This window comes from Paenibacillus sp. EKM211P (assembly GCF_011066175.1).
Taxonomy (GTDB): Bacteria; Bacillota; Bacilli; order Paenibacillales; family Paenibacillaceae; genus Paenibacillus; species Paenibacillus polymyxa.
Genome location: NZ_JAAMNS010000018.1, coordinates 58,680 through 84,204, shown reverse-complemented (window position 1 = coordinate 84,204; position 25,525 = coordinate 58,680). Strand labels below are relative to the sequence as shown.

The window sequence follows — 25,525 nt, the reverse complement described above, 5'->3', positions numbered from 1 at the left end:
GAGGACGGATGTATGCAGTTATTGCGACGCAGAACAGCAGGCGAAGCGATATTCGATTTCTTCAACAACATCTTCATGCTGGTTATTTGTTTTGTGACCTTATATCCCGTGTGGTATGTGCTGGTGAACTCCTTTAACGAAGGAGCTGACGCAATGCGAGGCGGCATTTACTGGTGGCCGAGACTCTTTAGTCTGGATAGCTATCAGGCTGTTTTTGCCAACAGCGGCATCATGACTGCGATGGGGGTAACGGTTGCCAAGACGCTAATTGGCACGATTGTACATGTGTTTTTTACCGCAATGATTGCATATGCATATTCCCGTAGAGAGCTGATCGGGCGTAAGCTGTATATGCTGATCGGCACCATTACCCTATTTTTCGGTGGAGGTTTGATTCCTACGTATTTGCTGATCCGTGATCTTGGGCTGCTGGACAGCTTTTGGGTGTACATCATTCCTGCAATGTTCAGCTTTTTTGACCTTATTATTTTTATGGCTTTTTTCCGGGAGCTGCCGGATGCGTTGGAGGAGGCGGCGAAAATAGACGGTGCTAACGACTTCAGCATCTTCTGCCGGATCGTACTTCCTGTATCGATGCCTGTAGTAGCGACCATTTCGTTGTTTCATGGGGTGTACCAGTGGAACGATTATTTTACAGGAATGATCTATATCAATAATACGGATCTTCAGCCGATTCAGACGTATTTGTACCGAGTTGTTGCCCAATCCAGCTCTAATCAAATGATGTCTGCCGCACCCGGGATTGTCGCCCAGTCCGTTACTTCGCAGTCCATCAAGCTGGCGACGATGGTCATAACAACGTTGCCGATTGTACTTGTATATCCATTTCTGCAAAAATATTTTGTCAAAGGGCTAATGATCGGCTCGGTTAAGGGCTAGCATATCATCCAAAGGGGAGATTTATGATGAACATTCGCAAATGGCAGAAGGGGCTGTTAGCTGTTGTTCTACTGGTAGGAACGCTCGTGGGATGTACATCCGGTGGAAGTGGCGCTGTCACGGAATTGAAGGACGAGAAGACTAAGGCTTCGGCAGATGCGCCAGGCTGGAAGGCCGATACAGAGCCGATTACGTTTGACTGGTATTTAAATTTTTCCTGGTTCCCGAACAAGTGGGGGACGGACATGACTTCGAAATATGTGACGCAAAAGACTGGAGTCAGTGTCAATTTTATCGTACCTGCTGGGAATGAAAATGAAAAGCTGAATACCATGCTCGCCTCCGGTAAGCTGCCTGATTTTGTCACGCTTGGTTGGGGGGAAGATGCGGTCAAAAAAATGATCGAGGGCAAGATGGTTCTCCCGCTTAACAAGCTGGCCGAGAAATACGATCCGTATCTGATTAAAATGGCTGACCCGGCCAAAATGTCCTGGTATCGTCAAACAGACGGGAATGTATATGGGTATCCCAACGCGTCCTCTTCACCGCAGGACTACCAAAAATACGGCCAAAATTTTGTCTCCAATCAGACGTTTATGGTTCGGAAGGATATGTATGAGGCGATTGGCAAGCCGGATATGAGAACACCGAAAGGATTTTTGAAAGCGCTTCAAAAAGCGAAAGAGAAATTTCCAGAGGTGAACGGTCAGCCGTTGATCCCGATAGGATTCCACGAATTTACGGATAACGGGAATTATTCTTTTGAAGACTATTTACTCAATTTTCTAGCCATTCCGCATGAAAAGGATGGGAAGCTGTACGACCGTCGTTCAGACGAAGAATACATTCGCTGGCTCAAAACATTCCGTCAAGCGAACGAGCAGGGCCTAATCGCCAAGGACGTATTTATCGACAAACGTCCGCAAATGGAGGAAAAGGTGGCACAAGGCCGATATTTTGCCATGCTATATCAGCGTTCCGACTTTGCTACACAACAGGTGATGTTACATGCGAAGGACCCGAACTCCGTCTACATTGCGGTGGATGGACCCTCCAACAGTAAGCTGGACCCGCCGACGCTGGCCGGTCCGGGCATTTCCGGTTGGACGGTGACGCTCATTTCGAAGGATGTCAAAGACAAGGAGCGGGCTATTGAATTTCTGACTTATCTGATTAGCGAGGAAGGGAACCGTGATCTATATCTAGGGGAGCAAGGAAAGCTGTGGGACACGGTTAACGGTAAGCCAGCCTTCAAGCCGGAGGTACTGGAACTGCTGAACAAGGATCGCTCTGCTTTTGACAAAAAGTATGGCGCCTCCTTCACTTTCTGGATGCTGATGGATACGAATATGAATTTGCAGTGGGCGCCGCCCAGCGTCGAGCCGTATAAGCAGCCGGAAGATTGGACGAAAGGCAAGACCCACAGCTTCTCCCAATATGAAAATATCAAACCGACCGGAACCTCGGCAGAAGGCATTGCTTCAGGCCAGATAGACAAAATTTGGGGCAAGGCATTACCGAAGCTGCTGCTAGCTTCCTCGGATGAGGAGTTCGATCAGCTGTTTGCCCGCTTTTTGGAAGACCGCAGAAAAGCAGGCTATGACAAAGTAATGGCTTATCAACAAAAAGCCTATGAGGAAAACCTCAAAAAAATGGAACAGTTCACAAAATGATCTCGCTCAATCATTTATCTATTGAATGTTAAGGATGTGATTTCATGTCAGGCCGTGTACGTTCACAGCTGAAGAGCCTGCTGCGCCGCCATATATGGCAGTGGCTGACGGATACGGCCGATCGGCTAGGCGGTTGCTCCCTTCAAGTCAAGCTCATTGTCGCTTATATCGGCGTCATTTTAATCCCGGTGGTATTGTTCTCGCTATATACCTTTCATCAATTGTACGAGAACACCATGCATGACATTACCGTACAAAATCAGTATGTACTGGATACAGAGCTGGCCCAGATTCACAGCAATATGGAAATTATGGAGCGGACCGCACAGCTTGCGATTTCAGATCGCAACGTACTTCGTTATCTAACCGAGGAACGTGAAATAAGCAGCGATGAACTGGTTCAATTCAACTTAAATGTGTTTCCCAATTTACAGCACTTGCTGTACAGCAATCCCAACGTAGAGAATATCCGGCTGTATACGAGTAATCCCCAGGCACATGAAATATGGCCCATGATTTTCAATGAATCACGCCTGCCCAAGGCTTCCTGGCTGACAACGGCTCAACATCAGCAAGGAAAAATATGGTGGGATATATACAAGGGACCTAAGAGCTTATTGCTGGGGCAAGCAGGGCAGGAAAGTGAAGCGGTACGGTATATAGCATTGCTGCGTGAAATTCAGGCTAGCGGGGGAAAACACGCAGGCTTGGTGGAAACCAACATGAGGCTGGAGCTCTTTTCACCTAGAGTATTCGGAACCGCACCACGTGATTATGCATGGCAAATGTTCATCCTGAACGGTGGAAAATCAGTGTCTTCTACCGATATAGCTACAGCTTCCTTTCAACCTGATCCCATTCCGATCCCTCTGTCCCATGTGCACCATCTGTTACAGTCCCGCGTTCAGGGACAGGGTGGTGCTTTTGACTTTACCTATGGAAATAAGCCCTATCTTGGTTTGTACCGTTATATAGAAGGACTAGATGCCTATCTGCTAAATGTAGTGGCGCTGGACGGTCCGCTGGGTGACCTTCGTCAAAAACGCAATGCCATGCTGCTCATTATTTGTATATTAATATTGCTAATGTCCGTCATTTCTTATACCTTGCACGCCCTTATTCTCAAGCAGCTGCATACACTGCGTGAATCTATGAAAAAAGTACAGCAGGAGGGCGACTTTCAGCTTACAATCCCGGTATATGGGCGGGGAGAAGTCGCGGAGCTAGCACTATATTTTCGCAGTTTGCTAAGTCGGATTAACGTGCTCATTACTGAGGCTGTACAGAAGCAGGCCGCTGCTCAGGAGGCCGAGCTACAGGGACTCAAACATCAGATTGATTCCCATTTTCTCTATAATACATTGGAAAATCTAAAAATGATGGCGGAGATCGAGCGACAGTATCCGCTGTCGGATGCGCTCACCTCCCTTGGTTCGATGATGCGCTATAATCTCCAATGGTCTGGGTCGTGTGTTTCTTTGCGGGATGAAATCCGTCATATTCAGCATTATGTAGCCATTATGAACATCCGCCATGATAACCAAATTGCACTGGACATTCGCCTGTCGTCGACGTTTATGGAACTGGAAATACTGAAAATGTCGCTGCAGCCTGTAGTCGAAAATGCGATAAAGCACGGTTGGAGTGCATTACAAAGCCCGCTGTGCATCACCATTGAAGCCTTCTCCAAGCAAGATATCGTTGAACTGCGTATACAGGATAACGGAGTGGGGATGTCTGAAGAAAGAAAAAACGCCATCATGGCTGGTCTGGAACAGACGTATATGGGTTCCCACGAGCCAGGGGTAAATAGGGGGATCGGTTTGTATAATGTGCATCGCCGTTTGAGTATGCAGTATGGCCTAGGGTTTGGCATAAAACTGGCCAGCATTCCTGGACAATCGACGACAGTAACCCTGATTTTGCCTAGACGTCACATCACGAGGGGGGCGAACCATGACGATTAAGCTGTTGATTGCAGATGACGAGAAGAACATTCGAATGGGGCTACAAGCTATGATCGAACGGGAGTATTCCGATCTCTATGAATGCGTGCTGGTCAAGGACGGAGGCGAAGCCTGGCAGCATGTAAAGGAGTTTTCACCCGAGTTGGTGATAACAGATATCCGTATGCCTGTTATGGATGGAATTATGCTGATGCAGCATATTCGCAAGCTGGAGCCAAGAGACAGACCTTTAGTAATCATTCTCAGTGGATATGACGAGTTCCAATATGCGCGGGAAGCGATTCGTTGTGGAGCGCGGGAGTATTTGCTGAAGCCGATCGTGAGAGAGGAACTGTTCAGTGCGTTAGCAGTTTTGAACGAAGAATTACAGCAAAGGAACTCTCTAATAAACGATTGTGTGAATAGCGGGGAGATAGATAGACTGACTGGAAGAACGAACGTTGCTAGTGCGATTGCCGATAGAAGCGGCAGCTTGACGAGAGCAATCCAGTACATCCATGCTCATTTCAGCGAGGATTTGAACATGGCGGTAGTATCTAATGTAGTATCCTTGAATTATACGTATTTTAGTCAGGCGTTCAAAGCCTATACAGGTCTTAGTTTTGTTCAATATTTAAAAAGACTGCGCATTGCAGAAGCCAAAAAGCTGCTAGGGCGTCAAGAGGGCAAGATTTATGAAATTGCGGCTACTGTGGGCTTTGACAATGCCAAGCATTTTAACAAGGTGTTCCGTGAACTGGAAGGGATGACTCCGCAGCAGTTTCGGCTGAAGAATCTAAGGGGTAATTGAAAGTAAGGATGGAGAAAACTTCACTGCCTTTTTACCCTTATCCTGATATAATGAATGAAGGTAAACATAACCATGGCCTTCGATCAGAAAGTTTGTACACATATCAGATAGACGCCTAACGGAAGGGGATAGCATATGGTTATTTATGAAACGGATCAAGCTTATATCATGACGACGCAGCATGACCATGCCCGTATTTCAGGTGAGTTGGCTTCACAATGGGGAGACAGTGCCTTTAAAAATAGACGTCATAAACAGGATTTTATATATGCAGCGAGGGAGCATGACCGGGGTTGGATTAGGCTGGACGCTGCTCCTTTCTGGAATGATTATGTGTCAGCACCTTATACGTTTATCGATTTTCCGCTTAGTCCACGTTTTGTTTTTTATCGTCTCGGGATTGATGAAGTCGAGCAAGAGAATGCGTATGCGGCGTTGCTGTGCAGCTTGATGTACAAGGAGCTCGTCGGCCGGACCGAGCATGAAAAAGCTCAGGACAAGCAGATTACGCATGCTTATCAAGAGGCAGAGGAACAGCGTCGCCAGAGGCTCAAACAGGAGCTGACATGCAGTGTAACCTTCGAACATCAAGTGCGGACAGATGTACGGAGAATGTTATTTTGCGACGAATTGAGTCTGTTTTTATGCAGCCGAGAGCCGGGTACTCCTACAGCAGATTATGAATGGTTTGCTGAAGGTTTGAGCTTCCCGGCTGTTCGTCATGAAAGCGGACGGGTTCGGGCTGAGTGGTTATCGGACCAGACAGTAGGTCTGTCCTTTTTCCCTTTCAAGGGTAAAGTAGAGATTACTCATACCTTCAAGAAGGTGAGTAAAGAGAACATTCGTACCTCGGGTCTTCTAGAAGCGTACCGTTCCTCCGAATGCACGCATCGAACCTTTACCATCGAACATATCATGGAAGTAGAAGAGCAAAAGGAGAATGCCTGAACGTCTAATGATTCAGCCTCGAACCGATGTGTTGTGCATTGTTCGTGGTTGCTGAGTAGCGTCAGAGCAGAGCCTCCCTGAACAATTTTTCAGAGAGGCTCGTTTGTTTCTGGCTTTAAAATTTACGATTAAGATTTTGCAGATGTTTTTGCACGGTTGACCATCGTCTGTACCTTATTCAACACCTTATCACGCGCTCCTTTATTTTTCATCAGATACGTAACACCCATTCCCAATGCTGCTACTACCCATTTTTTATTCTTCATCAATAACGCCTCCTTATGATCATGTTGTCATACGCTAATGCCTAAAAAGCATCCAAAATGTGAAATGATGAACGGGATTTTACGATTTAGTGATTCCTTGCACTCGTTCCGCATAACTATGATTTACCCTTTCCATCACATCTTACCCGTTCCATTGGTAATGAAACGATTACGACTGTCTTTTCACGTTTAATGGATATTATCAAATATCCTGCCACAATTGCTTCAGACGCACATGACAGGGAGGTCTTTGTTATGAGAAAGAAGGAAGTGGTTGCCATGCTGCTCGCCGGCGGACAAGGCAAAAGACTCAAAGGACTAACCCGCACACTGGCCAAACCGGCAGTATTTTTTGGAGGAACTTATCGTATTATTGATTTCCCTCTCAGCAATTGCTCTCATTCGGGAATAGACACCGTGGGCGTATTGACTCAATATGAGCCGTTGGTGCTTCACTCCTATATCGGCGTAGGCAGCGACTGGGATTTGGATCGCCTGGATGGAGGAGTTTTCGTTTTACCACCGCACGAGAAAGAGAATGGAAACAATTGGTACCGTGGGACAGCGGATGCGATTTATCGGAACCTGCATTTCCTGGATCAGTATGACCCGGAGCATGTGCTCATTCTGTCAGGGGATCACATTTATAAAATGGATTACAGTCGAATGCTCCACTATCACAAGGAAAAGGGAGCCGATTGCACCATTTCTGTTATCAATGTCACGATTCAGGAGGCCCAACGATTTGGGATACTGAACGCCGATGAGGACCTGAAGATATACGACTTTGAGGAGAAGCCTGAACAGCCGAAAAGCACATTGGCCTCTATGGGTATTTATTTATTCAAATGGGATGTGTTGCGTCACTACTTACTGGAAAGCGCAAGTGATTCTGAATCTTCACATGATTTTGGTAAAGACATCATTCCACTATTGCTTCAGCATGGCCGGTCGCTGTATGCATACCCGTTTGCTGGGTACTGGAAGGATGTGGGCACCATTCAGAGCTTGTGGGAGTCTAATATGGATCTTCTGGTTCAGGACCCGCCGCTAGATCTGAATGACCCGTTCTGGCGCATCTATACCCGCAGCCCCAATCAACCTGCCCAGTATATCACCCAGCGGGCGATCCTGAAAAACAGCATCGTAAATGAAGGCTGCATGGTGGATGGAGAAGTAAGACACTCCGTACTGTTTTATGGGGTTGAAGTCGGTGAGGGGAGCGTTATTACCGATTCTGTCATCATGCCGAATGTAAAAATCGGACGCAATGTACGTATTCACCGGGCCATCGTGAATGAGAACATGGTTATTGAAGACAACGCAGTCATTGGACCTGAAGATAGCCTGGATGAGATTATTTTGTTCGATCAGGAAAGCCAGCTTCACGCACGAATATAACTCGGATAAGGACGGTGTCCGCTATGAGCCGGCTCATTGGAGTGATCAACCTGGATCACGAATTGGATCAATTGAAGGAGTTGACTTATTTCCGGTGCGGGGCAGCAGTACCCTTTGCTAGTCGATATCGGCTCATTGATTTCACCTTATCCAATATGATGCATGCAGGGATGCAAGATATTGCACTGTTTATCCGCCGCAAATACCGTTCGCTGCTGGATCATTTGGGTGAAGGTCGGCCATGGGATTTAGACCGCAGAAGGGGTGGGTTGTTTATTTTGCCACCGGACTGGAACGATCCGACGGACACATCACGTGGGGACTTGCAGCATGTGCACAATAATCTGGATTTTTTCCATCGCTCATCGGGGCAAACCATTGTTCATGCAGGAACTCAGCATATCAACAAGGTTGATTTAGAGGATGTATACCGATATCATCTGGAAAAGAATGCGGATGTCACCCTCGTATATAAACCCATTCACCAGCTCGAAACTGAGCATGCACCGTGTGTACGGCTTGAGATTGACGACAGCGGACGAGTGACCGGTATTCATCAGGAGCAGGATCATCATAATATTTATCTAGAAATGTTTGTGATGGACAAAAGCTTGTATCTGGATCAGGTAAAGCATTGCATTGCTCATCAGGATAATCATTTCTTTCGCGATGCGATTCAGAAAAATCCAAGTGGCCTGCGCATCTACGCGTATCGCTATGATGGTTATCATGCAGTTATTAATTCTATCGAGAGCTATTATAAAAATAGCATGAAACTGCTGGATCAGGAGCAATATCAAGCCCTGTTCCAGAATCAGCCGGTGCATACCAAAATCAAGTATGAAGCTCCGACGCGTTATACGTACAGCGCCGAGGTGGATCATTCCCTTGTTGCCAATGGCTGCACCATTGGGGGGAAGGTCGAGAACAGCATTCTTTTTCGTGGCGTGCAAGTAGAGGAAGGCGCGCGGGTAAGCAACTCGATTATTATGCAAAAATGTATCATCCGTAAAGGCGCAGTTGTGCAGAATGTGGTTTTAGATAAGGATGTACAGCTTTCACCAGATCGAACTCTGATTGGAGACATTAAAGTTCCCTATGTGATTGCCAAGAATAGCGTGATTTAAAAGATCATACTTAGCCATTAAAACGGAATTAACAGGAGGTACCACTTTGTTCAGCAATAAAGAAGCATTTAAGCAGGCCTTTCGAGAGCAACTAGTCGGAAGACTGGGTAAACCGATGCAGGAGGCTCAGTCGGAAGACGTATATAAGGTTTTGGGCGGCATGATTCGTGAACAAGTCGGCAAGAATTGGGCAGAAACGAACCAAGCCTACAAAGAAGGACAAGTGAAGCAGATTTATTATTTTTCATTGGAATTTTTAATAGGTCGTCTATTGGGCAGTAATTTGCTGAATTTGGGCGTATTGGATATGGTTCGGCAGGCATTGGGGGAATTGGGATGGAATCTGGAGGAAATCGAGGAACAGGAAGCAGACGCAGGGCTAGGCAATGGGGGCCTCGGCCGTCTGGCGGCTTGCTTCATGGACTCATTAGCATCCCTTGGCTATGCAGGGCATGGCTGCGGGATTCGATATAAATATGGCCTGTTTGAGCAGCGTATTGTAGACGGAAATCAGGTGGAACTGCCGGATTACTGGCTACAGAAAGGGAATGTATGGGAGGAACGTCGTCCTGACAAAAAGGTCGAGGTTCATTTTTGGGGACGTGTGGAAACTCGTGAACAGGAGGGGCGTCTTGTGTTCGAGACACAGGATGCCGAGACGGTCTGGGCCGTCCCTTACGATATTCCGCTGGTCGGCTATGGTCATGCGCAGGTGAATACGCTACGGATTTGGAGTGCGGAATCCGCGCTTGATCCCGTTCGAGGACCGATTCGAGGCGAGGGCGGATATTACCGCTTTCTCGATTACAATCGATCGGTAGAGTCCATCTCGGCATTTCTCTATCCGGATGATTCCAATTATGAGGGTAAGCTGCTTCGCTTGAAGCAGCAGTATTTCCTCTGCTCGGCCGGATTACAGAGCATTTTGCGTACGTTTGAGAAGCTTCGTTTACCTTACAGTCAATTGCCTGATAAAATAGCACTGCACATTAACGATACCCATCCGACACTGGTTATACCGGAACTGATGCGTATTTTGATGGACGTGAAAGGCTTGGGGTGGGACGAAGCATGGGATATTACGACACGGACCGTTTCATATACGAATCATACGATATTAAGTGAGGCGCTGGAACAATGGCCCGTCAACATGGTGAGAGAACTGCTTCCTCGGATTTACTTGATCATTGAAGAAATGAACAAACGTTATTGTGCTATGCTATTAGAGCGTTATCCGGGTCAGGACATCAAAATTGGTGAAATGGCGATTATTCATGGTGAACAAATTCGTATGGCTCATTTGGCCATCGTCGGCAGCTACAGTGTGAATGGGGTAGCTGCACTGCATACGCAAATCTTGAAGGAACGAGAGATGAAGTCCTTTCATGAATTGTATCCTGACCGGTTTAATAATAAAACAAACGGAATTGCCCATAGACGCTGGCTGATGCATGCCAACCCGGAGCTGGCAAGCTTGTATGATGAGACTATCGGTACACGCTGGAGAACCCGTCCACGCGAACTCATTGACCTGCTTCGCTACAGTGGGGACGAATCGTTCCAAGAACGGATTCAGGTGATTAAGCGAAATAATAAGGTCAGGCTTGCTGAGCATGTGTTTGCAAAACAGGGCGTACGACTCGATACATCCTCCATTTTTGATGTACAGGTCAAACGGTTGCACGGATATAAGCGACAACTGCTCAATATTTTGCATGTGATGCATCTATATAACCAGCTCAAAAGTAATCCTGCGCTGGATGTTACGCCACGCACATTTATTTTTGGCGCGAAAGCAGCCCCTGGTTATTTTCTAGCTAAACAGACGATTAAGCTCATAAATAATGTGGCGGACACGATCAATCGGGATGTAGATGTTAAGGACAAGCTGAAAGTCGTTTTCCTTGAAAATTATTCGGTCTCGCTGGCGGAGCTGATTATTCCTGCGGCGGATGTCAGTGAACAGATTTCTACGGCAGGCAAGGAAGCATCAGGCACAGGGAACATGAAATTTATGATGAACGGCGCGCTCACACTGGGTACATTGGACGGAGCTAATGTTGAAATGCATGAAATGGTAGGCGATGCCAACATGTTCATTTTTGGATTGAAGGTAGATCAGATTGAGGACTACTATCGGAATGGACAGTATTCGGCACGCATAACAGCTAACAGTGATGAAAGATTGCGTGAAGTGCTGGATCAACTGGTAAACGATGCACCTTTTACGCGGCATGAACGGGAATTTGAGGCCATTTATCAATCTCTGATTGATCATAATGATGAATACTTTGTGCTTAAGGATTTTGCAGCTTATGTAGATACGCAGGTTCATATTGAACAGGTGTATCGCAATCCTTCGGAGTGGACACGACGTGCTATTGTAAATATGGCCCATTCCGGGAAATTCTCCAGTGATTGTACAATCCAGCAATACGCGGCTGAGATTTGGGACCTTGTACCTCTATCCAGCGATGTCAATAAGCGAATTGTGTTCTAAAATAGCGAAACAGGCGGAATAGCATTGCTTTTCGAACGCTGAGGGTTATAATGACAGTATAGACTAAGTAAGGATGGGGAGTTATTTGAACTCATTCCTAAACTTGAATTTGTACTGTTGAAGGAGTCCTCCTATTGATAAAGTTCAATCCGAAAAGGCTCAAACCTCATAAATCAAGGAAGAAATACAATGTGTTTCAAAATATATGGCGGGCGATTCGTCTGAATTTTATTAAGCTGTTGCGCGCCCCTGGTGGAGTTAAAAAGATCTCTTTGGGCTTCGCCATTGGCTTTGGTCTGGAGATGATCGTAATTTCCACGGCCTCTCTCGTATACCTCGTGTTTTACCCGATTGTTCGGCTGTCCGGTGGTTCGCTGCCTGCCGCCATTGTGGGTAACGTTGTCGGCAAGCTGACCTTTTTGCCGATTGTACTGATGCCATTCGCCAAGCAACTGGGAGCTTGGATTTATCCATCACATTATCCGGTACATGTCAGGGGCGGTCGACTTCACGAGCATTCTTTTATGGAGCTTTTCCACGGCAACTGGTCTGTATTCAGAGACTTACTGCACGGAGGCCTCCACATCCTGATCGGCATGTCTATTTTCGGTGTGGTGCTGGGCATAATTTCGTATTTTGTCATTCAGGTTCTGTATAACCGTTCGCTGCACAAACGGTTGGAAAAGCGGAAACTGCGTCATGGCGCAGGATTTTCGCCGACCAGATTGCTGAAGAATGGATAATGTTGTGCATCAGAAGCTCCTTGAGCCTATCGTTTAGGCTTTGAGGGGCTTCTTTTGGGTTAAGCAAATCTTTACTTTTATGCCACGTCTAAGGATTATGTGTATGTCTCTTTTTGGGATTAACTTGGATGGATATACCATAAAAATATAGAAAAACGAATATACATTCTTAAAAAAGGCACCACTACTGTTGTGGGAAAAATTTACCGTTTGGCGAAAAGATATTGTACTTCTCTAGCATTCTAGACCTGTACAATGGGTAGACTGTGGCTTACAGTATAGCGGACAAGCAAGATACGTCCTTGGTTGTGGATACGCTGAATCAACTTCCAAAATAGACAAGCATGCTGCTCCACAGCGTTCAGGGAAGCGTATATACGTCACAGGCTTATCAAGCTGTAGTAAAGGGAAAAGGCATGACCATGAGCATGTCCCGTAAAGGAACACCTGCTGATTATGCCCCTATCGAATCGTTTCATTCCACGCTAAAGTCTGATGTACTGAAATTAATTTATTGACATGAAACCAGTTACATATTTTAATCTTGTTTTGTAGCGAGAGATCATAGATAAGCATGTTACCAACTCGTTTTGAATTTTTTTAGATACTTTTTAAACATTCATTATAAAGTATATAAAAAAAGACCTTTATGAACTTCACAGGAAGCGAATATTCATGGGAATATTAGTGGGAATTATAATGACCACATGCATTTTGATAGGTTCGTATTTTATCATCAGCGCAATTGTATATTCGCAAAAAATTCAAATTCTTGTGGAAAACATGCAAGTGAAACACGTAGATCATTTTAATCAAAAGGACAAAAAAGACAAGCAAAAAACTGGAGGGCATAAGTATGATTAAACTTGTAGTCACGGATCTAGACGGAACATTTCTGAACAATAAAAGTCAGTACGATGTCGAACTTTTCAAAAAAGTTTATGGAGAGATGCAGCAAAAAGGAGTCACATTTGTCGCATGTACAGGTAAACAATGTGAACGTGTTGAAAAATTGTTTGACGAACATGGCAAGGGAGTTTGGATACTGGGTGACAGTGCTGCTCGAATTAAAAAAGATGGCCAAGTGGTTAAAGAGTTTAGTATTGATCGGGATCTAGCTCTACAGGCGATTGATCAAATTCAAGACTTCGACAACAATATGACGCTTATTGTATGTGCAAGTGATGCTGCGTACGTTCATTCTTCCATTTCAGAAGATATGTATAAAGTTGTTAAAGGCTCCTATGAACGTGTATTAAAAACAGACTCTTTTGCAAACATAGATAGCCGTTTTATCAAAATCACGGTCTTCGACACGGAGGGGCGAAGTACAGCATTAAGAGCACATGTTGAGAATACGTTGGGTGGACAAATTTATATTGTTGATTCTGAGGCTAGATGGCTGGATATCACGGCATTGCATACGCATAAAGGTGAGACAGTAAAGAAACTGCAAGAAATGTTGGGCGTCACATACGAGGAAACAATGTCATTTGGTGACGGCGAGAATGATGTGGAACTCATGGCAATCGCGAAATACAGCTTTGCAGTGAGTAATGCTTGTGAAAATACTAAAAAGGCAGCAAACTTCATTACTAAGTCAAACGAAGAAAATGGTGTTCTTCTCACGATTCAAAAAATACTGGATTTGCAGTGACCCTTGTCTGTCAAATGGTATTGCATTCTGTAAAAGAGCGGGGCAATGGTGTGATTGCCCCGCTCTTTATTATTTGAGTTGCAGTGCCCGTACTCCTTATTGTTTGAATTTCTATATTACGCTTTTGACAAAATAATATTTGAGTTGAAAGACTGTTGTAATCCATATTATTCCAAAACAGCTTGTATTACTTCCATTCAAGTTGAATCGTTATTCGAAACTTGTTTTCGATAATTTTGCGGAACTACACCCATCTGTTTATGGAAAATGGACGAAAAATAGCTAGCACTTTGAAAACCGCAGGCAAGTGCGATTTCACTAATGGATCTTCGTGTTTCTTTTAACATTTCGCAACTTTTTTGAAGGCGATATTGAGTGACATAGTTGTTGGGCGTCTGGCCCACATATTTGTTAAATAATGTACAGCAACGGCTTCTGCAAACAGCTCCTGCAGATGCGATCTCCTCAAGAGTTATTTTTTGATCATAGTTTTGATGAATGAAACGAGTCATTTCCTGAACATGTGTCAATACTCCAGATTGCCCAGAAATGGGTTGCAAATGATCCCCTATAGTAGCACACAAAGATAAAGCTTGTGATGCCAGACGAAGCGGATTGGGAGGAGTATGGTCCTTGTGCATTTCCTGATAGATTTCTTGAATGGAAAGTAATATTCTTTGCTGCCAATCAATCTGATTTGTAAGCACGACAAAATCATCCATCATTAAACTAAACTTATCCCCCCAGTATGTTTGAACAAATGAAGGCTTTACACCAAGGATAGACGGATGAATGACGATGACAAGGAATAAACAATCGTTGTGGTCTGCAAGAGAATAACCGAAATGCAAACGTTGGCTATTCACAAAAAGTCCATCTCCCTGCTGCAATCGAGTGATAGTTCCATTAACAGAGAAATCCATCGCTCCTTTTAATACGTAGATAAACTCCACGTCCACATGCCAATGCGCTACTGCTGTATGATTGTTAAATTGATGAAGGCTTCCCTTTCTTACGTAAAGTGGTAAATCAGGAATATTATAATTTAAACGTTCTGATAAATCAGAAAACACCTCTAAATTTGTCATCAACAAAATCATCCTTTGAATATATACGATTTTTATAAAATTATAGCCAATTTTAATGGAAATAACAATGATACTATCCTATTCTTATATTGTGGAAATCAACGAGAGGACAGGGTATAGGTGAGAAACCGTATACAATTTAGAGGATCTAGCAATCGTGATTTTAATCGAGAGTTAATGATGCTCGTCATTCCCATTGCATTACAAAATTTAATATCAGCAACCGTGATATCCGTTGATGTATTTATGCTGGGTATGATTAGTCAATCTGCAATGTCAGCCGTATCACTCGCAGGGCAAATTACTTTTGCATTAACATTGTTTTACATGGGGATGTCAGCGGGGGCAAGTATCCTGACTGCGCAATACTGGGGAAGGGAGGATTTACCAACCATACAGCGCATTCTTAGTATTGCTTGCATGTTCTCCTTTTGTATCTCCATTTTGTTTTTTTTGACTTCCTTCTTTCTTCCAGAGGCACTTATGTATTTATTCACCAATGATACTGAACTGATTCAATATGGCTCTAAGTTTTTACAAATGAATTCCTTTTCTTATCTCGTGATGGGAATATCGCAGATGTATCTCAGTGTGATTAGAAGTATGGAAAATGCAAAACTCAGTGCGTGGATTAGCTCCTTATGTTTGATCTTAAACATTTTGTTCAATGCCTTTTGCATTTTTATTTTATTCCCATCAAGACCCGAACTGGCCATTTCCGCAGTAGCTCTTGCCACGGTTTTAGCACGGATTATTGAACTAGTATGTTGTATGATTCACTCCGTAACCAAGGGGGGCATTCGTTTTCGTTTGCCTGTACGTGATGGCATCAACGAAATTTATTAAAAGATTTCTTAAAATATACTCTGCCTGTACAGGGGAATTATATTGTATGGGGAGGAGCTCTTACCGCTACGGCTGCAATTATTGGCCATGTGAACTCCGATATGGTAGCAGCTAACTCGATAGCGTCTGTAGTTAAAAACCTAGCAGTTGTTCTCTGTGGAGGCATAGCTACTGGAGGCTCTGTACTTGTTGGAAAGTATTTGGGACAGGGTGACATCGAGAAGGCAAAGCATGCGGGCAACAAAATGTGTTTTTATGCTTTGATATTTGGAGTTATTGCAGGCTGCACGATTCTGTTCATTAAACCATTGGTATACTCCATCGTCAATTTGAATTCAATTGCTCAAAGTTACCTAGATGGAATGCTTTACATTAGTGCGTATTATTGTATGGCCAAATCGTTAAACTCCACAACTATAGCGGGTATATTTACGGCTGGTGGGGATTCCAAATTTGGATTTTGGTGCGACACTGTTGTCATGTGGCTTATTATTCTGCCGCTTAGTTACCTATGTGCTTTTGTTTGGCAAGTGCCGCCTATCTTTTTGTATATCGTCATCAGCTTAGACGAGATGATTAAATTACCCATTGCTTTTATTCGATATCGACAGTTTAAGTGGCTTAACAACATAACTAGAAACTTTGCATAAACCTGATCATAACTAAGGGTTGTGCAATTTACTCTAATAAATACAAGCATTTATAAGGGAGAATGTTGCATGAATATCCAAGAACGAATGGCTAGCAAACAATTATTTACAGATCACGATGCTAATTATCCGAAAGAGGCTGCAGAGTTGGCGAAAGCACGCCAGCGTGGTAAGGCAATATGCTATGAAATTAATAATTTGCATCCGGATGATGTTGAAATGCGCAAAACGTTAATGAAACAACTCTTTGCAAGCATTGGAGAAAATGTATGGATGGAGCCGCCAATTCGCATGTCTTATGGTTCAAATACGACCGTAGGAAATAATGTATATATCAATTTCAATCTAACCGTGGTTGACGACTATAAAGTTACGATTGGGAATGATGTCATGTTTGGCCCGAATGTAACGATTGCTGTAACGAATCATCCTGTACATCCAGAAAAGCGCAAAGAAGGCGGGATGTTTGCATTACCAGTGGTCATTGAGGATGGGGCATGGATCGGGAGCGGAGCGATTATTGTTCCAGGAGTCACGATTGGCAAAGGGAGTGTAATTGGTGCTGGTAGTGTGGTAACCAAGGATATCCCTGCGAATGTAATAGCTGTTGGAAATCCATGCAGAGTTCTTCGTGAGATTACGGATCATGATAGGGAGTTCTACTATAAAGACATGCGTTTTGATCAAGTTGAATGGTAAGAAAAAGTGACCAATAGTTTTATAAAATAAAAATGCAGCTCACATAAAGTCAAATGGAACCATACAATCTTCGATCATCTACCTTCTGAGAGGGGTTTTTCGATGAATATACTTTATTTTTTTCTAACAATAGTTTCCCTTTATTTTGTCATTACAGCAATTGTGCATTCACGCCACACAAACTTGGTAGCCGATAAAATGGAAAAACAGTTTGAACATTACTTTAATGAAGATGCGCATCAAAATGATCAGCATATTGTATCAAATCGATAGCAATGCATTATTAAGCTAACGGGAGACGATAACTCAATGAAACTTAAAAGGCAACCGATCAACGTGGTCGGCTGCATGATTCCAATCGCGGTAACTGGCAGTTTGCTGTTTTCTACACTTCTGACTTTATTTGTGGTACCGTCTCTTTATATGTTGCTGGCAAAATATAAACTAAGACGCAAACTAAAGAAAGAACTGCCTTCAGCTTAAGAGGAACAGCCCTCATAACGTGAGACAAATCAAAACACCTTCAAGAGAATCAAGCCATGTCGTAAGATATGAAGATAACCTTGGTGGTGTTTTTACGTTGGCAACGAGAGTGAGTTATCCTTAGAAACAAAGATGAAAGCTATTGAAATGAGATTGGCAAGAGTTTCGATAAGAGAGGTTATGGAGCAACTGGGAATAAAGAATAAGGCACAGCTACAAACATGAATGAGGTGGTATCGAAAAGGCGAAGAACCAATGTTTTGATCCCTGTCTCACAAATGGGGGGGAGTCCCCAAATCAATAAATAGGATGCTTTTTATTCGCTGGAGGCTATGCCTGCAAATGGAGTTCGTTTATTACATTCGCTTCAGCCGCTCAAATCGTTTACAATACGTGTGCATACAACACTGGACGATAGGTTAATGTACATATGAGGAGTGGTGAAGTTGCGGAAGATATGGCAAATCTACTTAACAGACTGGAAAAATGTATTCAAAGTATCGACCGGGACTTTATTAGTCATTGGCATCATTCTTTTGCCTTCCGTCTACGCATGGGTGAATTTGAAAGCAATGTGGGACCCATATGCGAATACATCTGGTATTAAAATTGCAGTAACCAGCCAAGATCAGGGTGCTGAGGTAAATGGTAAAAAGATTAATATCGGCGACGAGGTTATACATAGCCTTCAAAATAACAAGAAGCTGGGTTGGACTTTTGTCAATGAAGCGGAAGCGCGAAAAGGGGTGCTGAACGGTGATTATTATGCCAGCCTGCTGATCCCAAAAGATTTTTCAGAGAAAATTACGAGTGTGCTTACAGAAAATCCGCAGAAGCCGGAGATTGATTATGCTGTGAATGAAAAAATCAACGCGGTCGCTCCGAAAATTACTTCTTCAGGGGCAACCTCTCTGACAAACCAAATTAGCCAAAACTTTATTGAAACGGCCAGCCAGGCGGTTTTGACGAAATTAAAGGAAGCCGGAGTAAAGCTGGAAGAGGAGTTGCCGACGATTCGCAACATTGAAAATCGGGTGTTGGAGCTGAATAATCGGTTGCCTGATATCGATCGGTTGGGTAAGCAGGCATTAGAGCTGGAGCAGAATTTACCGAAAATTAAGGCTCAGGGCCAAAAGATCATTGCATTGAAGAAAAAAATCCCTGAAATCAACCGTGCTGGCGACCTAGTGCTTAAAATTGACAAAAACCTGCCTGAGCTGGACAAGGTGGCCGCAGTTATTTTGGATATACAAAAAAAACTGCCCGATATTCAAAAAGCCGGTGATCGAATTGTTGAGCTGGATCAGAATTTCAATAAGGTAGAAAGTGCACTCGCTACCGCCTTGGAGGACACGCAAACGGCCCTAAAGGTCATTAATGCTGCCCGGACAGCACTGCCGGAAGTACAGAAAATAGCCGATACAGGCAAGGATTTTACAACTGGTATACTTGACTTTCTGGATAAAAACGAAGGTGCGCTTGATTCGATCGGAACCATAGTTAAAGAAGATTTACAGCTGGTTCAACAAATTGCGAATGAAGTTTCACAGATTACAGGCATCATTCGTGGTGTGGATTTTGATCCTAAAGCAGCACAAGCTGCGGCGAATCGGATTAGCGGTAGGCTCACGACTGCCGTAGGTGTGCTGGACCATATTTCTCAACTGCTGAACCGTGTGAACGGATATTTGCCTAGCCAGCCACTGAATTCACTTATTTCCCGGGTAAACGGGGTAGAGGATCGCTTCCGCCGATTGAATAGCACGGTCACTAGCATTGGGGATGCTATTCAGCGTGGTGAGAAGCCTGCCCAAAATCTGCTGGATGATGCTGACCGCCTTGCAGGAGAAATCAGTAGCGGAATTGACAGCATTTTGGACAATTATGATACGGAATATGCTCCTGCCATTCAAAAAGCGCTGGATCAAATCAAATCTGTTGCCCGCAATTCTGCCAATGTGTTGACCACAGCTCAAGAACAGCTCCCGAATATTGATAAGCTATTAAATGATGCACAGGCCGCAGCTGAATTCGGCCAGCAAGAGCTAACACGTCTCCAGCAGGACTTGCCACAATATCGCCAAAAGCTGCATGAAGCCGCTACGACGATTCAGGGACGCATGGACGAGTTTACGAATGCTGTGAACAAAGCAGCAGACTTCGTGAAGCACGATTTACCTACGGTTAAAAGTAAAATTCATCAGGCGGCAGACTTTGTACGTAATGATTTGCCGAAAGCGGAACAACAGTTTGTTAAAATGGCGGATTTGATTGAAAACAAATTTCCTGAAGCTGAAAAAGCGGTACACCAGGTAGCCAATTTTGTCAGAACCGATCTTCCTGCTGCCGAGGATTCCATACGTCAGGCAGCAGACACGATCCGTAAGCTTAAGGGCGAAAATGCCCTCGGAAGAGCTATTGCGTTGCTTAAGGGAGATGTAAAAAAGGAAAGTGATTTCCTCGGTAGTCCGGTATCACTGAAGCAGGAGCGGATATATCCGATTCCTAACTATGGTTCTGCGATGTCACCTTTTTACACTACATTATCGATTTGGGTAGGTGCGATGCTGCTGGTCTCCATGTTCAGGGTAGATGTGGATGACCCGGAAGGTCAATATAAAAGCTACCAGGTGTATTTTGGACGGCTCATGACGTTTTCTACAATTGGTATTTTTCAGGCGCTGAGCGTATCTCTCGGTGATTTGTTCCTGTTGGGAACATATGTGGATGCCAAAGTAGCATTTGTACTCTCCTCTATGCTGATCAGTCTAGTGTTTACGGCCATGACCTATACTTTGGTTTCGGTGTTCGGCAATATCGGGAAGGGTCTGGCAGTCATCCTGCTGGTGCTCCAATTCTCCAGTTCAGGGGGCACATTTCCTATTGCGACGAGTACAGCTTTCTTTCAGACCCTGAATCCGTTCGTACCGTTCACCTATGCGGTTAGTCTACTACGGGAAACGGTAGGAGGAATGTTGCCTTCAACGGTAACACGAGATGTAGTGATGCTGTTTGTGTTTATCGGAATTTGCTTCTTGTTTGGATTAGTACTTAAGAAGCCGCTCAGCAAGCATACGAAGAAAATGGCAGAGCGAGCGAAAGAAACAAAATTAATTCCTTGATTGTTAAAAAGAGAGTGAGTTACGGTGGCTGAGGTGAGCGGCTCCGCCATAAAGTCACTTTCTTAACATTCGGCGTGTAGTATGTAGGGGTGGCCTCCGCATGTAATGCTTCGGCATGGTGCGGAGGCTTTTTTGCATGCGCTATCTACCTTTTCAAATGCATTTTGGGGTGTTTCAAAGGGGGTTATTCTGGTGAATGAAGTAGGTACGGTCTTTTTTTATGCAATTTTTCGGAATTTTCAAAAAATCCTTAAGCAAAGGCGGGAGATAGTATGGAATATTCATACTTAGGAAAGTCAGGCTTGAAGGTTAGTCGGTTATGTCTAGGCACAATGAATTTCGGACCGGAAACTGAAGAAAAGGATGCTTTTAAAATTATGGATGCCGCGCTGGATGCGGGCATTAATTTCTTTGATACGGCTAATGTATATGGCCATGACCGTAAAGGCTGGACAGAAGAAATTATCGGACGATGGTTCCAACAGGGTGGTGGAAGACGCGAGAAGGTCGTATTGGCAACCAAGGTATATGGAGACATGAAAAATGAAAATGACGGACCCAATGCAGGGTCGGGCTTATCTGCATACAAAATTCGCCGTCATTTGGATGCGTCGCTGAAACGTCTGCAAACAGACCATATAGAGCTATATCAAATGCATCACATTGACCGCAACGTGTCATGGGATGAGCTATGGGGCGTATTTGAGTCCGTGGTGGATCGGGGACAAGTTGGCTATATCGGTTCCAGTAATTTTGCGGGTTGGCACATTGCGGTGGCGCAGGCCGAAGCGAAGGCACGGCGTTTTCTGGGACTGGTATCGGAGCAGCATTTGTACAACCTGAACGAACGCTCAGCTGAGCTTGAAGTATTACCGGCAGCTCAAGAGCTGGGTCTGGGTGTGATTCCATGGAGTCCGTTGGCGGGCGGACTGCTGGGACGCAATGCATTAGCAGGTACTGGTTCCCGCAGCGCACGTGCCAAGGAAAAGGTAGAGCAGAATCGTGCGAAGCTGGAGCAATTTGCAGCGTTGTCCCGCGAGCTGGGCGAAAAGGAAGACGTGATTGCCCTGGCTTGGGTGCTATCTCATCCGGCCGTGACGGCTCCAATTATCGGACCACGTACATTAGAACAGTTAGAGGATACGCTGCGGGTACCTGAGGTTAAATTAAGTGAAGATGTGCTTGCCAAGCTGGATGAGATTTTCCCGGGTCCGGGAAAACCTGCACCAGAAGCCTACGCTTGGTAATATGGATTGATCATAAATCGGCAAAAAGCAGCAGATCACTAGCCTCTTCTATGATCTGCTGCTTTTGCACTAAACGGAATCTGCCTTTTGAGATCGTATTTGCTGAACAGTCGTTTTTTGATGTGATACATAGCTATGCAGACTCATACCAAGGATGACGATGAACATTCCCAGCCATGACCAAGCAGATGGGATGGGGATAGACAAAAAGATTAATTCCCCCATTAGTGCAAAAAGCACTTCCAGCGATTGTGTGGCTTCTACTGTGGCCAGCTTTTGCATATTTCCACGTACCTGATCTGTAGCTTTAAAAAATAAAACCGTAGCAATGACCCCTGAGAACACGGCCACCAGAGCAGACTGTATGGTCTGATCCTTGCTTGGCAATCCTGTGCTAAAAACCCCGTATAACGAAAGCAATAACCAAAAAGGCAGGCTGGCTATAGTCATTCCGAGCACACGTTGATAGGCATCTAACCGCCCCGCACAAACTTCCATCATTTTACGATTACCTAAAGGGTATGCGAAAGAAGCCAGTATGACAGGCAATATACCGAATAAAAAATCTTGAGTAGAAATAGATTGCGACTGTTCGACCTGCATCACAATAATTCCGATTAAAATAATCAGAGACATCAATAGTCCTTGGATAGGGATTTTTCCTCGCACTTTGACAGGTCCGTTCTCCGTATGGACAACCTCAGCAAATAAAGGAACAAGCAAAGAACCGGAAATAATGGTTATTTGCCAAGTTCCTGCGATCAACCAACCCGGTGAATATGCCGATGCGAAGCATAACGGAGCATAAAATAAACCAAATCCGATGAAGCTCCACCACAGCCACCTTCCCGGTTGTTCCTTCATAACTTTCCACAGAGGCTTAAGCTTATGCTGGGCCATGACAATGACAAACAGCATAGGAACCATAAACAGATAACGTAACGAAGCACTCCAGATCCAGCTTCCCCCAGACAGCTCCATAGACCGATTGAGAACAAATGTAAAAGCAAAAAAGAAAGCTGCAAACACACCTAACCAGATTGAGCGCATAGCATTCTCCTAATTCTTTAAGTGTCGTTATTTCTCATATTAATGACTCAAGATCATTCATTTCAAGAGTTTCTTTACAGTTGACAAAGCAAAAGGAATAATGTATATTTCTGAATGCTGATTTAATAGTAATAATTACGATTAAAATAATAATAAACCAATATTAAAGGGAGTGCACCAGCAATGAATAAGAAACCAATCCCGGTAACCGTGTTGAGCGGGTATTTGGGTGCAGGAAAAACGACGATTCTGAATCATGTATTAAACAATCGAGACGGAATGAAAGTAGCAGTCATCGTTAATGACATGAGTGAAGTGAATATAGATGCCGAGCTGGTTAAAAAAGAGGGCGGCTTGTCCCGAACAGAAGAAAAACTGGTCGAGTTGTCTAATGGCTGTATTTGCTGTACATTGCGTGAAGATTTATTACTTGAGGTCAAGAAGCTGGCGGAACAAGGTGAGTTTGATTATATATTAATCGAATCTACAGGCATCAGTGAACCCGTACCCATCGCTCAAACCTTCACATACGCTGATGAAGGAACAGGCATTGATTTAGCTTCGCTGGCAAAACTGGATTGTATGGTGACTGTAGTCGATGCGTACCGTTTCTGGCATGACTTTGAATCAGGAGAAACGCTGCTGGATCGCAAGCAGGCTACTGGAGAAGATGACACACGTGATATCTCGGACTTGCTAATTGACCAGATTGAAACTTGTGATGTATTGATTCTGAATAAGTGCGATCTGGTTCAGCCCGCAGAGCTGGACAAGCTGGAGGGTGTGCTGCGGAGATTGCAGCCTGAAGCCCGAATCATTCGCACCTCCAAGGGAAAGGTCACGCCTACGGACATTTTAAATACGGGGCTGTTCAACTTTGACAAAGCTAGTCAATCCGCTGGATGGATTCGCGAGCTGGAGCTGGAAAGCCACACACCGGAGACGGACGAATATGGAATCAACTCCTTTGTTTATCGCCGCAGAAGACCGTTCCATCCTGCAAGATTGGCAGAATTTATGAGCTACTGGCCGGAGGAAATCGTTCGCGCCAAGGGTTTGGCCTGGATTGCAGCCCCCCAGGATTGGGCAGCGAGTATCAGCCAGGCAGGGCCATCTATTCAATTTGGTCCAGCGGGAAGCTGGCTTGCGGCGTTGCCAGAAGAAGAACAGCAGGAAATCGTCGCGGCCAACCCTGAGGTTCTAGACCATTGGGATGAGCAATGGGGAGACCGCTTGAACGAAATCGTTATGATCGGTATCGGAATGAATCGGCTGAACTTGGAAGAAGAGCTAGATGAATGTCTGCTGAACGATAGCGAAATGGAAATGGACTGGTCACGCTTTGAGAATCCGTTGCCTTGGACAACAGGAAGAAACTAGTTGATCCATTCAGTAATAAACTCCATACACTTTTTGGCGGCTGGAGCCAGGTTCTTTAAGGAGACAGTAGCGATACCAACGGAACGGAAATATGGTCCATCCAAGGGCAGAATACAAATTTCATAAGGGTTTTGAACTAAAATCATTTCGGGCAGGATACTTACGCCCAGGCCATTTTGCACCATAGCCATAATGGCATGATCATCTTCTAATTCATATTTGATTTTCGGAACAAGCTTATGCTGGGAAAAAATTCTCTGTACATCTGTGTCACAGCCTGAAGCCGGCATAATGAAGGGCTCATGGAGAAGCTGATCCACACGTATGCTTGTTTGCTCCCGAAGCACATGATTAGATGGAAGTACGCACAGCATTCTTTCTTTTTTTAACGGTAATACTTCCAGTCCATCGAGAGTAGGCAAATTAACGAAGCCAAAATCAGCTTCTCCGCTGGCTATCCAATTTTCAATGTCATGGTAGTTCCCGTCAAGCAACTTTAGTTCAATAAGTGGGAACTGCTCGTTAAACTTTTGGATGATCCCAGGCAACCAATGGATGGATACACTTGAGAATGTGCCTATCTTTACAGTTCCGGTTTCCAATCCTTTGATGAGGGCGACCTCTTGATACAGCTTTTCATTCATTTGTATGATTTCTCTGAAATGCTTCATCAGACGTTCTCCGTTGCTGGTCAATTGGATGCCTGAACGTCCTCTAATTAAAAGAGTCAGGCCCAATTCCTGCTCCAAAGCGGAAACGGCATGGCTAATAGCGGATTGTGTAAGATTGAGAAGTTCTCCTGCTTTGGTAAAGCTTCCTGCTTCTATTACGCTAAGAAAGACCTTATATTTAAACAAATTCATATGTCCTCCAACTTAGAATGAAATATATTCATACATAGTATCACATATATTCATTTTTTTTATCTCAGCTTTGTGGTTATAATCGAACTTGAGAAAAATGCCGATTAATCATTAATTTCTGGGAG

The 25,525-nt window shown here is 44.4% G+C and carries 22 protein-coding genes and 1 pseudogene; 19 read left to right on the top strand and 4 right to left on the bottom strand.

Annotation, left to right across the window (positions count from 1 at the left end; translation table 11 throughout):
• The first annotated feature begins 12 nt into the window (after window positions 1-12).
• The 5 genes from G9G57_RS21640 (at window position 13) to G9G57_RS21620 (ending at window position 6,278) form a co-directional block, all read left to right on the top strand.
• On the top strand, window positions 13-900 hold the full coding sequence (locus G9G57_RS21640; RefSeq protein WP_016821081.1) for a carbohydrate ABC transporter permease: 888 nt from the start codon (window positions 13-15) through the stop codon (window positions 898-900).
• 26 nt (window positions 901-926) lie between these two features.
• Window positions 927-2,573: an extracellular solute-binding protein gene (locus G9G57_RS21635; RefSeq protein ID WP_016821082.1), complete on the top strand. Its 1,647-nt coding sequence runs from the start codon at window positions 927-929 to the stop codon at window positions 2,571-2,573.
• 44 nt (window positions 2,574-2,617) lie between these two features.
• The gene (locus G9G57_RS21630; RefSeq protein ID WP_016821083.1) at window positions 2,618-4,540 is read left to right on the top strand and encodes a sensor histidine kinase; all 1,923 of its coding nucleotides are present in this window, start codon (window positions 2,618-2,620) and stop codon (window positions 4,538-4,540) included.
• Complete coding sequence (locus tag G9G57_RS21625; protein WP_113050552.1) at window positions 4,530-5,330, top strand: response regulator transcription factor; 801 nt, start codon at window positions 4,530-4,532, stop codon at window positions 5,328-5,330. Before G9G57_RS21630 ends, G9G57_RS21625 begins: the two co-directional genes overlap by 11 nt.
• 135 nt (window positions 5,331-5,465) lie before the next feature.
• Window positions 5,466-6,278 carry a DUF3891 family protein gene (locus G9G57_RS21620; RefSeq protein ID WP_016821085.1) on the top strand — a complete coding sequence of 271 codons (813 nt, stop codon included), beginning with the start codon at window positions 5,466-5,468 and terminating at the stop codon, window positions 6,276-6,278.
• 128 nt (window positions 6,279-6,406) lie between these two features.
• Here G9G57_RS21620 and G9G57_RS21615 read toward each other — a convergent pair whose 3' ends face one another.
• A complete protein-coding gene (locus G9G57_RS21615; protein ID WP_013370876.1) occupies window positions 6,407-6,544 on the bottom strand; it encodes a hypothetical protein in 138 nt (45 codons plus the stop codon).
• A 255-nt stretch (window positions 6,545-6,799) separates the two neighbouring features.
• Between G9G57_RS21615 and G9G57_RS21610 the strand changes: the two genes are divergently transcribed.
• The 7 genes and pseudogenes from G9G57_RS21610 (at window position 6,800) to G9G57_RS21580 (ending at window position 13,972) form a co-directional block, all read left to right on the top strand.
• Complete coding sequence (locus G9G57_RS21610) at window positions 6,800-7,945, top strand: glucose-1-phosphate adenylyltransferase (RefSeq protein ID WP_016821086.1); 1,146 nt, start codon at window positions 6,800-6,802, stop codon at window positions 7,943-7,945.
• Between the two features lie 23 nt (window positions 7,946-7,968).
• Window positions 7,969-9,072 (top strand): glucose-1-phosphate adenylyltransferase subunit GlgD, encoded by a 1,104-nt coding sequence (gene glgD / locus G9G57_RS21605; RefSeq protein WP_016821087.1) that lies wholly within the window; start codon window positions 7,969-7,971, stop codon window positions 9,070-9,072.
• 46 nt (window positions 9,073-9,118) lie between these two features.
• Window positions 9,119-11,572: a glycogen/starch/alpha-glucan phosphorylase gene (locus G9G57_RS21600; protein WP_016821088.1), complete on the top strand. Its 2,454-nt coding sequence runs from the start codon at window positions 9,119-9,121 to the stop codon at window positions 11,570-11,572.
• 134 nt (window positions 11,573-11,706) lie between these two features.
• Window positions 11,707-12,315, top strand: coding sequence for a DUF2062 domain-containing protein (locus G9G57_RS21595; protein WP_016821089.1), 609 nt, complete (start codon window positions 11,707-11,709; stop codon window positions 12,313-12,315).
• A 203-nt stretch (window positions 12,316-12,518) separates the two neighbouring features.
• Window positions 12,519-12,818: pseudogene (locus G9G57_RS26065) on the top strand (transposase); the annotation flags it as partial.
• Window positions 12,819-12,990: 172 nt separating this feature from the next.
• Window positions 12,991-13,179, top strand: coding sequence for a hypothetical protein (locus tag G9G57_RS21585; protein WP_113050553.1), 189 nt, complete (start codon window positions 12,991-12,993; stop codon window positions 13,177-13,179).
• The gene (locus tag G9G57_RS21580) at window positions 13,172-13,972 is read left to right on the top strand and encodes a Cof-type HAD-IIB family hydrolase (RefSeq protein ID WP_017428357.1); all 801 of its coding nucleotides are present in this window, start codon (window positions 13,172-13,174) and stop codon (window positions 13,970-13,972) included. Before G9G57_RS21585 ends, G9G57_RS21580 begins: the two co-directional genes overlap by 8 nt.
• 197 nt (window positions 13,973-14,169) lie before the next feature.
• Here G9G57_RS21580 and G9G57_RS21575 read toward each other — a convergent pair whose 3' ends face one another.
• Window positions 14,170-15,060: an AraC family transcriptional regulator gene (locus tag G9G57_RS21575; RefSeq protein ID WP_019687072.1), complete on the bottom strand. Its 891-nt coding sequence runs from the start codon at window positions 15,058-15,060 to the stop codon at window positions 14,170-14,172.
• A gap of 120 nt (window positions 15,061-15,180) precedes the next feature.
• On the opposite strand from G9G57_RS21575, the gene G9G57_RS26060 reads away from it, so the two are divergent.
• The 6 genes from G9G57_RS26060 (at window position 15,181) to G9G57_RS21550 (ending at window position 22,107) form a co-directional block, all read left to right on the top strand.
• On the top strand, window positions 15,181-15,906 hold the full coding sequence (locus G9G57_RS26060) for an MATE family efflux transporter (RefSeq protein ID WP_238799332.1): 726 nt from the start codon (window positions 15,181-15,183) through the stop codon (window positions 15,904-15,906).
• Between the two features lie 101 nt (window positions 15,907-16,007).
• Window positions 16,008-16,556: an MATE family efflux transporter gene (locus G9G57_RS26055; protein WP_232795417.1), complete on the top strand. Its 549-nt coding sequence runs from the start codon at window positions 16,008-16,010 to the stop codon at window positions 16,554-16,556.
• 69 nt (window positions 16,557-16,625) lie between these two features.
• Window positions 16,626-17,255: a sugar O-acetyltransferase gene (locus G9G57_RS21565; protein WP_017428360.1), complete on the top strand. Its 630-nt coding sequence runs from the start codon at window positions 16,626-16,628 to the stop codon at window positions 17,253-17,255.
• 309 nt (window positions 17,256-17,564) lie between these two features.
• Window positions 17,565-17,738: a hypothetical protein gene (locus G9G57_RS21560; RefSeq protein WP_164965513.1), complete on the top strand. Its 174-nt coding sequence runs from the start codon at window positions 17,565-17,567 to the stop codon at window positions 17,736-17,738.
• A 446-nt stretch (window positions 17,739-18,184) separates the two neighbouring features.
• Window positions 18,185-20,860: a YhgE/Pip domain-containing protein gene (locus G9G57_RS21555; protein ID WP_113050554.1), complete on the top strand. Its 2,676-nt coding sequence runs from the start codon at window positions 18,185-18,187 to the stop codon at window positions 20,858-20,860.
• Window positions 20,861-21,132: 272 nt separating this feature from the next.
• Window positions 21,133-22,107, top strand: coding sequence for an aldo/keto reductase (locus G9G57_RS21550; RefSeq protein WP_164965534.1), 975 nt, complete (start codon window positions 21,133-21,135; stop codon window positions 22,105-22,107).
• A gap of 69 nt (window positions 22,108-22,176) precedes the next feature.
• Here G9G57_RS21550 and G9G57_RS21545 read toward each other — a convergent pair whose 3' ends face one another.
• Entirely contained in the window at window positions 22,177-23,157 is a 981-nt protein-coding gene (locus tag G9G57_RS21545) for a DMT family transporter (protein WP_164965533.1), read from the bottom strand.
• A 183-nt stretch (window positions 23,158-23,340) separates the two neighbouring features.
• On the opposite strand from G9G57_RS21545, the gene G9G57_RS21540 reads away from it, so the two are divergent.
• Window positions 23,341-24,537 carry a GTP-binding protein gene (locus G9G57_RS21540; protein ID WP_164965532.1) on the top strand — a complete coding sequence of 399 codons (1,197 nt, stop codon included), beginning with the start codon at window positions 23,341-23,343 and terminating at the stop codon, window positions 24,535-24,537.
• Here G9G57_RS21540 and G9G57_RS21535 read toward each other — a convergent pair.
• The gene (locus G9G57_RS21535; RefSeq protein ID WP_164965531.1) at window positions 24,534-25,400 is read right to left on the bottom strand and encodes a LysR family transcriptional regulator; all 867 of its coding nucleotides are present in this window, start codon (window positions 25,398-25,400) and stop codon (window positions 24,534-24,536) included. The two genes, G9G57_RS21540 and G9G57_RS21535, sit on opposite strands and share 4 nt — an antisense overlap.
• Window positions 25,401-25,525 lie beyond the last annotated feature (125 nt).